This window comes from Fodinibius halophilus, assembly GCF_011059105.1.
GTDB lineage: Bacteria > Bacteroidota > Rhodothermia > Balneolales > Balneolaceae > Fodinibius > Fodinibius halophilus.
Genome location: NZ_JAALLS010000019.1, coordinates 54687 through 69772 on the forward strand (window position 1 = coordinate 54687; position 15086 = coordinate 69772).

Annotated in this window: 7 protein-coding genes; 6 read left to right on the forward strand and 1 reads right to left on the reverse strand. The window is 47.3% G+C overall.

Going from position 1 to position 15086, the window contains the following annotated elements:
• From G3569_RS13700 to can, 4 genes are all read left to right on the forward strand, one after another.
• A complete protein-coding gene (locus tag G3569_RS13700; RefSeq protein WP_165270125.1) occupies positions 1-2412 on the forward strand; it encodes an aspartate kinase in 2412 nt (803 codons plus the stop codon).
• Positions 2413-2531: 119 nt separating this feature from the next.
• Positions 2532-7091: a glutamate synthase large subunit gene (gene gltB, locus G3569_RS13705; RefSeq protein WP_165270127.1), complete on the forward strand. Its 4560-nt coding sequence runs from the start codon at positions 2532-2534 to the stop codon at positions 7089-7091.
• 37 nt (positions 7092-7128) lie between these two features.
• The gene (locus G3569_RS13710) at positions 7129-8613 is read left to right on the forward strand and encodes a glutamate synthase subunit beta (protein ID WP_165270129.1); all 1485 of its coding nucleotides are present in this window, start codon (positions 7129-7131) and stop codon (positions 8611-8613) included.
• 949 nt (positions 8614-9562) lie between these two features.
• Positions 9563-10171: a carbonate dehydratase gene (gene can / locus G3569_RS13715; RefSeq protein WP_165270131.1), complete on the forward strand. Its 609-nt coding sequence runs from the start codon at positions 9563-9565 to the stop codon at positions 10169-10171.
• 673 nt (positions 10172-10844) lie between these two features.
• Here the strand turns inward: can and G3569_RS13720 are convergent.
• Positions 10845-13214 carry a S9 family peptidase gene (locus tag G3569_RS13720; RefSeq protein WP_240894723.1) on the reverse strand — a complete coding sequence of 790 codons (2370 nt, stop codon included), beginning with the start codon at positions 13212-13214 and terminating at the stop codon, positions 10845-10847.
• 482 nt (positions 13215-13696) lie between these two features.
• Between G3569_RS13720 and mraZ the strand changes: the two genes are divergently transcribed.
• Both mraZ and rsmH read left to right on the forward strand, forming a co-directional pair.
• Entirely contained in the window at positions 13697-14164 is a 468-nt protein-coding gene (gene mraZ / locus G3569_RS13725) for a division/cell wall cluster transcriptional repressor MraZ (protein WP_165270133.1), read from the forward strand.
• Positions 14151-15086: a 16S rRNA (cytosine(1402)-N(4))-methyltransferase RsmH gene (gene rsmH / locus G3569_RS13730; RefSeq protein ID WP_240894724.1), complete on the forward strand. Its 936-nt coding sequence runs from the start codon at positions 14151-14153 to the stop codon at positions 15084-15086. The genes mraZ and rsmH overlap by 14 nt, the downstream gene beginning before the upstream one ends.

Consider the following 15086-nt stretch of genomic DNA (forward strand, 5'->3'; position numbering starts at 1 on the left):
ATGAATACTTCTGAAACACATGTTCTCAAATTCGGTGGTACTTCACTGCAAAACCCGAATTACATTAAGCAGTCTACCCAAATTGTTATGGACCGAACCCAGCAGGCCCATCCTTTTGTGGTAGTCTCGGCCCTTGAAGGCGTTACAGATGCTCTTATTGAGCTCACGAAAGATATCGGCAAAAAAACTGATTTAATTGAAACCGGTGTAGACAATTTACGACAAAAGCATCTGACCATTTTTGATAAACTTACCGACGGGCAGCACAAAAAACGCAACCGGCTTGACAAACTGTTTGATGAGCTTACTCAAGACCTGCATAAACTCAGCCTTGATATAGAAAATAAGCGAGCTCTCAAAGATCGCATTCTCTCTATTGGCGAACGTGCCTCTGCGCTTATTTTTGCCTCGGTGCTATCCAGTAACGGGCTGCCGGCAGAATCATTTGAGGCCCATCAATTTATTAAAACCGACTCTACCTTTGGCAAGGCGAAGGTTAAGCAGGATACTACCCGCAAGCTAATTCGGGAGTACTTGCAACAATCTAAGTTTGTGCCCGTAGTTACCGGCTTTATCGGTTCCGATTCTCAAAATCGAATCACTACCCTGGGGCGTTCCGGCTCTGATTATACCGCAGGCCTTGTCGCCGATGCCCTCAATGCCGACCACCTAGAAATTTGGACCGATGTGAACGGTGTACTCTCTGCTGATCCACGTTGGGTACCTACTGCACAGTCAATTAAGGAACTTAGTTTTGGGGATATTACGGAGCTTTCCGCTCATGGGGCAAAAGTTATTCATCCGCAAACCATACGCCCTATACAGGATAAAGGTACTACTGTACTGGTCAAAAACAGCTATAACCCCTCCCACCCCGGCACCTCTATCACCTCGGGTTTTGAATCGAATGGGGCACTTAAAACAATTACTGTTACCGGTCCTTTTGTGAAGCTTCAAGTTGATGAAACACACGCTTTTGAACTATTTTCAAAACTAACAGAATGGTCGGAGCAAGAAACCGACTCCGAAGCAGTTGGGTTTAAAACAAGCTCAGAGTTCGAGCCGGCACGATTTATCTTAAGACAATCGTTCTTTGAAAAGGTTTCGAACCTTCTCGGCCAATGGGCATCCAGCAGAGATGTGGTGCTGGATCTGCAAAGCAACCTCTTCAAAGTCAAAAAGTTCAGCAATCACTTCTCTGATGATGAATCGCTATCCAAACGCATTTGGGATCTGTTAGTGTCGAACAACCTGCAGCCCATTAATGCCGAACGCAACCTTGATGAACGGTTTATCTCTTTTCTTTTTGACAGACAAGATGCCCAGCTGGCAGCGCGCCTGCTCAACGATTATCTGCAGGGCGACCAAAAGGTTATCGATCTTTTTGTGGCCGGTACCGGGGCCGTTGGCCATACCCTGCTGAAACAACTAAAAAGCCTGGAGCCGGAAGGCATTACCTTTCGACTTATCGGGGCCTGTAACAGCCGCAATGCCTTGTGGCAGGAAGAAGGCATTGCGCTTAAAAATGATATCGACTGGTCGGACAGCGAACCTACCAATTGGGAGCTGCTGATCGATAAACTCACCGCGCCGCATCGTAATAATCTTATTTTTGTTGATGCGACAGGCAGTGAAGAAGTGGCCCGCCTGTATCCCCAACTGTTTGAAAACGGCACCCATATTGTTACGCCCAGCAAGCTTGCCAATACGTTTGAGCAGGCATTTTTTGATGATTTGCAGTCTCTGATCAAAGAAAACAACACCTCCTTCCGCTATGAAACTACGGCCGGGGCCGGACTGCCGGTGATCTCTACCCTCAACGAACTGCAATCTGCCGGTGATAGTATCACAGAAATATCGGGGGTGGTATCCGGCACCATGACCTACCTCTTTAACCAGCTGGAACAGGGCGTGCCTTTTAGTGAAGCTATTGTTGATGCCCGCGAAAAGGGCTATGCCGAACCCGATCCGCGCGATGACCTCTCCGGCGAAGACGTGGCCCGAAAGTTTTTAACGCTGGCCCGCACACTGGGCTATAAAATTGAACGCGAGCAGATAGCGGTTGAATCCCTGATTCCCGAAGCTCTTCGCGATGTCGACAAGGATACGTTCCTGGATCAACTCAGCAACTATGACCAGACTTGGGAACAACGCATTTCGGCTGCCCAAAACAAAGGCCAAACACTGCGTTATACCGGACGTTTTAAAGATGGTAAAGTAAATATCGGGATCGAGGTACTACCCAAAGATTCTCCCATTGGTCAACTCAAAGGAACGGATAACCTGATCCAGATTTTCTCTGATCTATATAACCAAACACCTTTAGTAATTCAGGGACCCGGTGCTGGCAAAGAGGTAACGGCTGCCGGCGTTTTAGCCGATATTTTGAAGACGGCACGGTCTTTATCCTAACTGCAACCGCTTCCAAACTTTCTGAGACGCTACATTTAATATCTAATTTTATTAACTAACAAATGCGATGTAACTAATTTTATTTAACCACATACTAAAAGGACCTTACCAAGTTCATCATGGATTCCGATCAAGGCTTATACCACTCCCACCATGAACACGATGCATGCGGCATAGGATTTGTCGTTAATATGAAAGGGAAACAATCACATTCCATCGTGGAACAAGCGTTAACCGTGCTGCATAACCTCGATCATCGCGGGGCTACGGGCAGCGAATCGAACACCGGTGACGGGGCGGGTATTCTCATGCAGATTCCGCATACATTTTTGGCTCATTCTTGCAGCGGATTAGGAATTGATCTGCCTCGACCGGGACACTATGGAGTAGGCATGCTCTTTTTGCCTCCCGATCGTGAAAACCGCCTGCCTTGTGAGGAACTTATTGAACAGATCATTGAAGAAGAAGGCCAGGAAGTATTGGGATGGCGCAAGGTGCCTACCGACAATTTCTACCTCGGCAAATCTGCCATTGATGCCGAACCTTCGGTACGTCAGCTTTTTATTGGCCGAAATGAAGATCTAAAAACAGAACTCGACTTTGAGCGCAAATTATATGTGATACGCCGTCGCACCGCTCGGGCAATTGCTGAAAGTACCCTTACGGACAAAGATTATTTCTACATCCCCAGCCTGTCAGCCCGTACCATTGTGTATAAAGGAATGCTGACGCCTACTCAGCTTAAAGAGTTTTATCCTGATCTTTCTGATCCTAAGATGAAATCGGCACTGGCGCTGGTGCACTCCCGTTTTAGTACTAATACTTTTCCCAGCTGGGAACTAGCTCACCCCTATCGCTACCTCATCCACAATGGGGAAATCAATACCCTGCGCGGAAATCAAAACGCCATGCATGCGCGCGAAGCCCAGCTTGAGACCGACCTTTTTGGAGATGACCTCGACAAGGTAAAACCAATTATCCAAGAATACGGGAGTGATTCTGCGAAGTTTGACAACTGCCTGGAATTTTTGATGCTGAGCGGTCGCTCACTGCCCCATGCTATTATGATGATGATTCCCGAACCCTGGGAAAAACATGAAAGTATGGATGAAGATCTGAAAGCTTTTTACGAGTACCACAGCTGTATCATGGAGCCGTGGGATGGTCCCGCCTCTATCGCTTTTACCGATGGCAAAGTCGTAGGTGCAACCCTGGACCGCAATGGGCTGCGCCCCTCGCGATACTATGTAACTAACGATGATACGGTAATTCTATCCTCAGAAGTAGGCGTGCTCGATATCCCCCCGGAAGATATTGTTAAAAAAGACCGACTGCAGCCCGGCCGCATGCTCCTTATCGACACCGAAGAGGGACGTATCAAAAGCGATGAAGAGATCAAACAGGAGATTGCCGAAGAACACCCCTACCGTGAATGGCTGGATGACAAGCTGGTTGATTTTCATAAGTTACCAAACACTTTTAAAGATGAACTCAATCTTGAACACGAAGGCATTATACATCGCCAAAAAGCTTTTGGCTATACCTATGAGGACCTGAATGTCAATATTGGTCCGATGGCTGAAAATATGCTGCAACCGGTGGGTGCCATGGGCAACGACGCTCCCATCGCCGTACTCTCCCGGAAACCACAGCTGTTATACAACTATTTTAAGCAGCTTTTTGCACAAGTGACCAACCCGCCTATCGATCCCATAAGGGAAGAGCTTATCACTTCTACGGAAACGATGCTGGGCTCGGATGGAAATATATTAGATCCTACCCCAGAATCATGCCGACAGATTAAGTTGGAAACGCCCATCCTGAAAAATACAGAACTTGACCGGCTTAAAAACATTAACCGGGATGGATTTAAAAGCTGTACCCTCCCTATCCTTTTTGAAGTTAAGAAGGGCGGTGACGGCTTAGAAAAGGCGTTGGATAATCTCTTTGCTAAAGCTGATCAAGCTATTGCAGATGGGGCGAATATACTCATTCTCTCCGATCGCGATTTCGACAGCGATCACGCTCCCATTCCTGCCCTTCTTGCCGTATCAGGACTGCATCATCACCTGGTACGTTCCGGTACACGTACCGAAGTAGGCCTTGTACTGGAATCGGGCGAACCCCGGGAAACACACCATTTTTGTACCCTGCTGGGATATGGCGTAGAGGCGATTAATCCCTATATGGCTTATGAAAGTTTGTATGATCTTATTGAGGAAGGACACCTGGAGCTGCCCTTCCAGCAGGCTCAACACCGGTATATCAAAGCCGCAGTAAAAGGCATTGTTAAGGTGATGTCAAAAATGGGAATCTCTACGATCAAATCGTATCGCGGGGCACAAATTTTTGAAGCCCTGGGTATTGACCAAGAGGTTATCGACCGATACTTCACCTGGACCGACTCACGCATCGGGGGCATTGGTCTTGATACCATTGCCAAAGAAGCGAAAATGCGACACCGACGCGCCTTCCCCAAATACCAAACTAACGGACAGGTACTGGATGAGGGCGGAGAATACAAATGGCGAAAGGGCAGTGAGTATCATGCCTACAATCCTAAAACAGTACACACGCTACAGCTGGCGACCAAAAACGGTGACTATCAGCTCTATAAGGAGTATGCTGATCTAATTGACGAGCAGGATGATCCGCCTCCAAACTTGCGTTCACTGCTGGACTTTGATTTCCAAAACTCTGAGCCTATTTCCATCGAAGAAGTGGAATCGGTTTCGGAAATATGTAAGCGCTTTAAAACCGGGGCGATGTCCTACGGATCCATCAGCCAGGAAACCCATGAGACACTGGCTATTGCCATGAATCGTATTGGTGGAAAAAGCAATACCGGCGAAGGCGGTGAAGACCCTAGCCGCTACACTACCGAAGCAAATGGGGATTCCAAACGCAGTGCTGTTAAACAGGTGGCTTCCGGACGTTTTGGCGTCACCAGCGAATACCTGACTGAAAGTGAGGAGATCCAGATTAAGATGGCCCAGGGAGCCAAGCCGGGCGAAGGCGGCGAACTGCCGGGACGAAAAGTATATCCCTGGATTGCCGATGTAAGACTCTCCACCCCAGGCGTGGGTCTAATATCTCCGCCGCCGCATCACGATATCTATTCTATTGAAGATTTGGCGCAGCTTATTCATGATCTTAAAAATGCTAATACCGAGGCCCGTATCAACGTCAAGCTGGTTTCGGCTGTGGGGGTGGGCACTATTGCAGCCGGTGTTGCCAAAGGTCATGCCGATGTCATTTTAATTAGCGGCCACGACGGGGGCACCGGGGCCTCACCGCAGACCAGTATTAAACATGCCGGACTGCCCTGGGAGCTGGGCCTTTCCGAGACACAGCAAACGCTGGTTCTTAATGATCTCCGAAGCCGGGTGAGCCTGGAGACCGACGGCCAAATAAAAACCGGCCGTGATATTGCCGTTGCTGCCCTTCTGGGTGCCGAGGAGTTTGGGTTCGGAACCAGCGCCCTCATTACGCTGGGGTGTGTAATGATGCGGGTCTGTCACCTGAATACCTGTCCCGTAGGTATTGCTACCCAAGATCCGGAGCTGCGCGAAAAGTTTACCGGTGATCCGGAGTATGTAATCAACTTTATGAAATTTGTAGCTCAACACCTGCGCGAATATATGGCTAAGCTGGGCTTCCGTACGGTTGACGAGATGATCGGTCGTGTTGACAAGCTGAAACAAAAAGAGACTGATCACTGGAAGGGACAATTCCTGGATCTTTCGCTGATCCTCAACCAGCCTGAAAATGCCCAGGAAGTCGGTAATCGCTGTATGAGCTGCCAAAACCACGGGCTTGATAATGCCATGGACATTCAAACGCTGATGGATATTTGCGATCCGGCCCTCAACGAAGGAAAAAGTGTCCGGGCCACGCTCCCCATCACCAACACCAACAGGGTTGTTGGCACTATTGTAGGCAGTGAGCTAACGCGGCGCCACGGAGCAGAAGGCCTCCCGGAAGATACCATCCACCTTACATTTAACGGCTCAGCAGGACAAAGCTACGGGGCTTTTATCCCCAAGGGAATGACCCTGGAGCTGGAGGGCGATGCCAACGACTATTTTGGAAAGGGGCTCTCGGGCGGAAAGCTGATCCTGTATCCACCGAAAGATTCTCGCTTTGATCCGGCTGACAATATCATAGTGGGTAATGTCTCATTTTATGGGGCTACGGATGGGCAAGCCTACATCCGCGGCAAAGCCGGGGAACGATTTTGCGTGCGCAACAGCGGTTTGCATGCCGTAGTGGAATCGGTGGGCGACCATGCCTGTGAATATATGACCGGCGGACGGGTGGTTGTACTTGGAGACACGGGCCGAAATTTTGCGGCCGGGATGTCTGGTGGTATTGCCTATGTCCTGGACCAAGACCAGGATTTCCACAAGTATTGCAACACAGAGATGGTTGAACTGGTAAAGCTTCGCGACGATGAAGAGATCAACCAGGTCTATGAGATGATTCGCCGCCATGCCGAATATACCGACAGCCATCGCGGCTGGAAAGTGCTGGCCAAATGGGAAGAAATGATCTGTCAATTCGTAAAAGTACTTCCCAAAGACTATAAGCAGATGCAAAAGGCTATTCAAAAGGCCAAAGAAAAAGGTCTCAATGATGATGAAGCCGAAATGAAAGCCTTTTTACAAAAAAAGCAGTAATCAATCGATAAGCAGAGTACAAAATCACAACACCGTTATGGGTAAGCCTACCGGATTTATGGAATTTGAGCGGCAAGAAAAGCCGCATCGCAATCCTCAAAAACGTATTAACGATTGGGATGAATTTCACGAGTATCCATCAGAGGATGAACTACAAAAGCAGGGAGCACGCTGTATGGATTGCGGCATCCCCTTTTGTCAAACGGGAGAAGAACGAAACGGGAGTACGATGGGGTGCCCTATCCACAATCTAATTCCTGAATGGAATGACTTAGTTTATCACGGCAAGTGGAAAGAGGCCCTGCATCGCCTCCATAAGACCAATAATTTCCCGGAGTTTACCGGTCGTGCCTGCCCTGCTCCTTGTGAAGGCTCATGCGTCCTCGGTATTATTGATCCGCCGGTAGCCATTAAAAGTATTGAGCAGGCCATTATCGACAAAGGTTTTGAAGAAGGCTGGGTCACACCGGAACCGCCGAAAAACAGAACGGACAAAATGGTGGCAATTGTGGGTTCGGGGCCTGCCGGTCTTGCCGCCGCAGATCAGCTTAATAGAGCCGGACACTGGGTTACTGTCTTTGAACGACACGATAAAATCGGAGGTCTGCTAACTTACGGCATCCCCAACCAAAAACTGGATAAGTCGGTTGTGCAACGGCGGGTAGAATTGTTGGAAAAAGAAGGCATTAAGTTTGTCACGAACACTGAAGTTGGCACGGACCTATCTACCCGGGAACTTACCGATAACCATGATGCGATAATTCTGGCAACCGGAGCAACTAAACCGCGCGACCTCGATATTGAAGGCAGAGAGCTCGATGGCATCCATTTTGCAATGGAGTTTCTACATAAAAATGTGGAAAGCCTGCTGGACTCCAACCATGAGGATGACAACTATATCTCTGCTAAAGACAAGGAGGTTATTGTAATTGGCGGCGGCGATACGGGCACCGATTGTGTGAGCACTTCGATGCGCCACGGCTGCAAAGATATTACCCAATTCGAAATCTTGCCTAAACCCCCCGGCAACAGATCCACCGACAACCCCTGGCCCGAATGGCCCCATATATATAAGGTGGATTATGGGCAGGAAGAAGCAAAAGCGAAATTTGGTGATGATCCGAGGGAATACCAGGTAATGACCAAAAAGTTTGTTGGGGATGACAAAGGGAATGTCACGGCACTACATACGGTGGAAGTAGAGTGGAAAACAGATGGTAAAGGCCAAAAGGTGCCCAAAGAGATCCCCGGCACCGAAAAAGTGTGGGAGGCTGATTTAATTTTACTTGCTCTTGGCTTTTTGGGACCGGAAAGCCCCCTGCTCGACCAGTTCAATATTGAACGTGATGGTCGAACTAATGCCAAAGCTGATCACGGAGATTACCGCACCAATATCGAGGGGATATTTGCCGCCGGTGATATGCGTCGCGGACAGAGCCTGATCGTCTGGGCCATCAATGAGGGACGTGGTGCGGCCCGCGAGTGTGATCGTTTTCTGATGGGATCTACCGAATTGCCATAAACTAAGCCATTCGTCAGCCCTCTCCCATGTGGTTTTTTTCTAATCCTTTCGATACCAGGCACACCTAGGCCAATAATTTGGTACACTTTGCACACCTATTCCGGGAAATTACTTCGTCGGCAGGCCTCCTCGTAATGACATTGCTTTTAACAATATTTTGAAGCTAATCTTAGCATTATGGTTAAGAGGGGGCCAGGCAGGCGGATGAGATTTCTCACCACCTCTCGGCGGTTCGAAATGACTTATGGCTTATTTATTGCTCGCTCCCAAATACACAATGAGTAGTCCAAGTACGAGTGCTATTTCACGAACCTTTTAAGGAGATCTTCTTTTCATGTTTTTCATTGCGTGATGCCTTGGCGTATATCACAAAAGAAACGATGCCGACTGTATCACGGTCATCCCTGACCGTATGCCCATTAAGCAAGACCTTCGGAAAATCATGAGCAACATAGCGCGAGCGTCCCACTCGTGCTATTTAGTTTAAATGACAATGAATAACAAAAGAAGATTCCTTTCTAATTCTAGAAAGAAAACAAGCACATTGAAACTTTTATAATCTGCAAAACTATTACCTTGGCGAAGTTGATAGTGCAGGTGTGGGTCAATATAGTACACAAGATTTACAAAATGAGCTCGGCAATTACTTTCGAGAAAAGTAGAAGTTTTACCGATTGAGATGCTGAAAGAGATACTTCGACAAGCTCAGTACACGGTTCAGCATCTCATATACAGTTATTAACCTTAAAACCGAGATCCTGAACTGAATTCAGGATGACATGCCGGGTTTTGCAAAGCTCCCTTTTTATTAATGTCTCTCTTAATATTTACCCTTATCCTTTTCTCCCCGATTGCGAAATTACAACTGGTGAAAGCTTGCAAAAATACTGTTAAATCCGTAGCCTCTAAGGCATTTACGGAAACCATGGTTTAAAACAAAACAGACACTGTGAATACACCAACCGACCTTCTCGACCAGAACAAAGAATGGGCCAATCGTATTAAAAAGGAAGACCCCAACTTCTTTAAACAACTCTCCAAAGGACAATCACCGAACTACCTGTGGATAGGTTGTGCCGACAGTCGCGTTCCTGCAAGCCAAGTGATAGACCTGGCTCCCGGCGATATGTTTGTGCACCGGAATATTGCAAACGTTATTGCACACACGGATTTCAACAGCTTATCGGTCATCCAGTATGCGGTAGCTGTACTCAAAGTAGAACATGTTATTATCTGTGGACACTACGGCTGCGGCGGTGTTAAGGCAGCATTTGATGACCAAAGTCACGGCCTTATTGACAACTGGCTGCGCCATATCCAGGATGTGGGACGCCTGCATTCTGAAGAGCTCGAGAATCTTTCTGAAGAAGACAAGCTCAACCGACTTTGTGAGCTGAACGTAGCGGAACAGGTGCGCAATCTCTGCCAAACACCTATCGTGCAAAATGCCTGGAATAACGGGCAGGATCTAAACGTGCATGGATGGATTTACAGCTTAGCCCAGGGAGAGATTGCCGATCTCAAACTCACTGCTTCATCTAATAACGATCTGAGCTAAACTGCCAAATATCGTAATCACCCGGTATAAACCCACCCCGCTTCGTTCCTCAGCGCCCTTCCGCAGAGGGGACTTTTTCTTGTCCTTTAACACAACTCGGAAAAGGAATCCCTCCTTGAGGAGGGGGGGCAATTCGTGGGTTTCGAATTGGTCGGGAGGTGTTCGTCTCCCAGACATAGCTTTATAATATTCTAAAGGCATCCTTTAACTACTACGCGAACTTATTCTGGGAAATTTCTCGACTCCGCTACGCGCCCCTTGAAATGACATTGCTTCTATTGGGAAAGGAGTTTCCCTCCCTATCTTTTAGGGAGGGACTAAGGGTGGGTCAGAAAAAGGGCGAATAAATATGTTTGTTTTACTTTTGGGAATGATACAAGATGTGTCATGGCCGCACTGAAGTACGGCCTACATGGTAGTGTCCATATTTGTGTGTCTGGGTTATCAATCTTTGGTCCGCGAGTGACAGCAGATTGATGGTATAAAAAAGAGGACTGATCTGACGACCCATCCTCTTTTATTGCTAGAGGGCTTTGCAAAACCTTTGATTTCGTCATTCTGAGCTTGTCGAAGAATCTCCAGTATCCATCTGCTGCCGTTGAAAGGGAGATCCTTCATTACATTCAGGATGACTGCCTGGTTTTGCAAAGGTTCCTGTTACCCATCCTATTCACTAATCATTTTCGCCGATCACATATTCAGGAGGCGTTACGCCTTTCAGGTGCTTCACAAAATAATCCCAGCGCTTATTCATAAAGTAGTTACGGGCATACCCAAAGCCGTGCCCCACATTGGGGATCATCAACATATCGAAATCCTTATTGGCCCTGATGAGTGCTTCGGCTACCAACAGCGTATTTGTGGGCGGCACATTGTCGTCCATCATCCCATGGGCAATTAAGAGTTTTCCTTCCAGGTTTTCAGCCAACAACTGGTTCGCCTGCTTGTCGTAGTTATCGCCCTGAGCAAAACGGGCCAGCTCTTTCTTATTAACATCTTCGTTCTCTCTTAGTAAACCATGCCACTTTTCACCCCAGTCGGCTTCATAGTTTCGGTTATCGTGATTACCGGCACCTGAAACGGCTACCTTATAAAAATCAGGATATTCGAGAATAGCCCGGGTAGAAGCAAAACCGCCACCGGAGTGCCCCCAAATACCTACGCGGGTAGTATCCAGCCAGGAGTGACGATCGGCCAGCTGCCTGATGGTAGTAATCTGATCGGGCAGCCCGTTATCGCCCATATCACCATAGTATGCATCGTGGAATGACTTTGATCGACCGGGCGTCCCCATCGCATCAACTTCTACAACAATAAATCCGAGTTCAGCTACCGCTTGTTTATCAGAACGTGACGGCATAAATGATCGTCCGCCCACACTACCCGATTGTGGTCCGGGGTACAGGTAGTTTAGCACCGGGTATGACTTGTCGGGATCAAAATCGGACGGCTTGTACATCAGTCCATAGAGGTTTGTTTCTCCATCCCGCGCTTTCACTGTAAACGGCTCGGGCGCAACCCAACCGCTCTCCTTCAGCTCACTGATATCTTCCTTTTCCAAGGTCATCACTTTTTCGCCATCCGTGTTTCTAACCACGGTTACCGACGGCGTATCGGGTGTAGAATAATAATCCGTGAAATAGTCTTTCGATTGTGACCAGGTAATCCGGTGATTCTTTTGCTCGGGCGTTAAGTTCTGTAATCCAGAGCCATCCAGATTAATCTTATATTGATAGTGATAATAGGGATTCCCTTTCTCTCGGTTGGCTCCGGTAAAATAGACCATGCGTTCATCTTCATCCACATGCTGCAAGTCCAGAACACGCCAATCCCCTTTGGTTATTTGATGCTTTAGCTCCCCGCTATTCAGATCATACAAATATAAATGTCCCCAGTTATCGCGCTCCGAAAACCAGATTACCTCATCGGTATCATCCAGTACCATCCAGCTTTCCGTACTATAGCCGGATTCAAAATAGGTGTCGACCTCCTCACGCAACACATCCCGCACTTCTCCTGTCTGGGCATCAGCTACACGCAGTTGGGCAACCTGGTGATTGCGTGATGAAGATACAAAAGCCAGCTGCTCTCCATCATTGATCCACTCGTTATCGAGAAAGCGTCCACCCCAGTCTGCAATATGATCGGAGATGGTAGAGCGGTGATAGTCGGGATCCATATCTAGCTCCACCACCTCGGGATTATCACCCAGGTGCACAATTACGCGCTCAATTTTAAAAACAGTGCTGTCGCCGGGCAACGGGTACTTCCATCGCTGCAGATCAGAATGTCCTACCTTTGTATTATAGAGATACATCTCTTTAACGTCGCGACTATCATGACGAAAGGTAGCAAGTTTTTCAGAATTCGGTCCCCAAAGCAGCACCGGCGTATCACTTTTCACCCATCCGGCATTATTGGTGGCATATCCATAGTACCGCTCACCGTCGGTAGTCAACTGGGTATGCTCCCCGGTTTCGGTATCGCGCACCCAAAGGTTATAATCCTTGATATATGCGGCTTTTTTGCCGTCCGGCGACAATACCTCATTCCTCTTTTTCTTTTGGGCAAGCTTTGTCGTTTTATAATCTGAAAAATCGGTTTCATAGCGCTTCCCCATAAAATGATAGCGTAACTTATTGCCCCCATCAGTGAGAGACACCGAGCGCAAAGGAAGTTTGCCGGGCTCCATTTCCTGATTCGTTTCTTCTGCCAGGCTTTTGGCCAAACGCTTGTGATCAAACGCTTTCTCTTTCTCTCCAGTCTGTGGGTTAGCTTTATAATATACTTTACCATCGGGCGTGCGCGTATTATATATTAAAACGTTTCCCGAACTCCAGTTTTGCCCCACCACCCGATTATATACTTTGTCAGAAGTATGCTGTCTCAAAAACTGCTCTGCACGTTTATAATCTTCTCCCGTAACTGTTGAAGTACTGGAGCCTACTTGTACAGAAACCGAAGCCTGTTGTAACGCCCACCCCGAAGTTACCGAGAAGGACATAAGAAAAGCTGTCAGAAAAAGTATGAGTAACCGTTGCATAATATATTAGTAGTTAATTGTTAAGATGATTCTCAGAATTGTAATGTCGCACATCCTTCTTACATTCCAAGTGCTCTGTAAATTATTTATCCAAGGATAATCTATTGAAAATGCGAAGGCAATGTTTTGTCCAATGTTTAAAAAGTTGTAACGTAATCATGCGTTGCAACTATATAGCTCAGCTTTTTATCCCTAAATAAAAAACTCTACCACTTTCTACCACGGCAATGCCAAATCGATACAAAAAACGGTTTATCTTCTAAACAAGATTACCAAATCCCCTATACGTCCTATAGCCCCCCTTTTAGGTAATAGACAAAATCATCCCGCCTACCGTTTTTGAGAATATTTTAATCTTTCTGAAATCAACCCTTGACATATTACACCCTTTCGGGGTACATTGTGGGGTGAAGTGGTAGAATGTGGGAGTTCATATCCACGATCGAATTCGATAACAATGCTGTAATTCTGGGGATCCATATATGCCTAGCTTTAAAGGCGAATACGAACATAGTGTTGATAATAAAGGACGCGTTAGCTTCCCGGCTAAACTGCGTAAAGCTCTGAATCCCCAAGCGAAAGAGCACTTTACTATAGTACGAGGTCTTGACAAATGCCTTTATCTCTACCCAGAAGATGAATGGCAGCAAGTTGAAGACCAGCTTTCCCAGATAAACAGCTTTACAAAAAAAGGTCGCACACTCAAGCGTAACTTTCTTCGCTTTGCAGTTGATGTAAACCTGGATAACCAGAATCGCATTCCACTTCCTTCACAACTTACAGAATGGGCCGGCATCGACGGTAAAGCCATATTTATTGGCACAGGCGAACGTGTTGAAATATGGTCGCCAGAGGAACTCAAGCCCGTTGATGACGACCTGGACTTTGAATCGTACCAAGAACTTTTTGAGGGCGTAATGGGTGACGATGACAGCCATGAACAACAATGACACATATTATGAACATCATCCGGTACTGCTTGATGAGTCCGTAGAATACCTTATTACGGACCCCAGCGGTATCTATATTGATGCTACCCTAGGCGGTGGAGGACACAGCCAGGCATTGTTATCTGCACTCAATAACGACGCCCAACTTATTGGTATCGATCAGGATGACGAAGCCCTCGCTGCAGCAAACTCCCGCATTGGCGATGATCCCCGCTTCTCATCCGTTAAAGGTAATTTCGGCTATCTTTCCAGGCTGCTCCCCCCAGAACTGCATGGAAACGTTAGCGGAATTCTCCTGGATCTGGGCGTTTCTACGCACCAGATAAAAGAAGAAGAACGCGGTTTCACCTTCCAAAAAGAAGGTCCGCTGGATATGCGCATGAGTAACCTCCGTGGCGTAACGGCATATCAAGTAGTTAACGAATACTCCTACGAAGATCTTCGTGATGTCATCTTCCACTACGGCGAAGAGCGAATGAGTCGCCAAATTGCTCGCGAGATAATTGATCGTCGTCCTATCGAAACGACGACCGAGCTTCGTGAGGCTGTAGAAGCCGTTGTCAAGGGCCAATACCAAATAAAAAGTGTGGCTCGTGTATTCCAGGGAATCCGTATAGAGGTAAACAGAGAACTGGATATGCTGCGACAAGTGCTGGAACAAGCCCTTGAACTTTTGACCATTGATGGTCGCATTGTTGCCATTAGCTATCACTCACTTGAAGATCGAATCGTCAAGAGATTTTTTAAAGCAGGCAACCATGAAGGAAAAATCGAGAAGGATTTTTATGGCAACCCCCAGAATCCCATAGAAGAGATCTCTGGCGGGATTATTCGTCCTACCGAAGAAGAAATAGAACGAAATTCTGCTGCACGAAGCGCCAAAATGCGCGTTGCACAGAAGATAGAAGAGCCAGAGGTGTAG

Coding starts and splice junctions, on each gene's coding strand:
- G3569_RS13700 (WP_165270125.1), top strand. CDS start 1: ATGAATACTTCTGAAACACATGTTCTCAAATTCGGTGGTACTTCACTG.
- gltB (WP_165270127.1), top strand. CDS start 2,532: ATGGATTCCGATCAAGGCTTATACCACTCCCACCATGAACACGATGCA.
- G3569_RS13710 (WP_165270129.1), top strand. CDS start 7,129: ATGGGTAAGCCTACCGGATTTATGGAATTTGAGCGGCAAGAAAAGCCG.
- G3569_RS13720 (WP_240894723.1), bottom strand. CDS start 13,214: ATGCAACGGTTACTCATACTTTTTCTGACAGCTTTTCTTATGTCCTTC.
- mraZ (WP_165270133.1), top strand. CDS start 13,697: ATGCCTAGCTTTAAAGGCGAATACGAACATAGTGTTGATAATAAAGGA.
- rsmH (WP_240894724.1), top strand. CDS start 14,151: ATGAACAACAATGACACATATTATGAACATCATCCGGTACTGCTTGAT.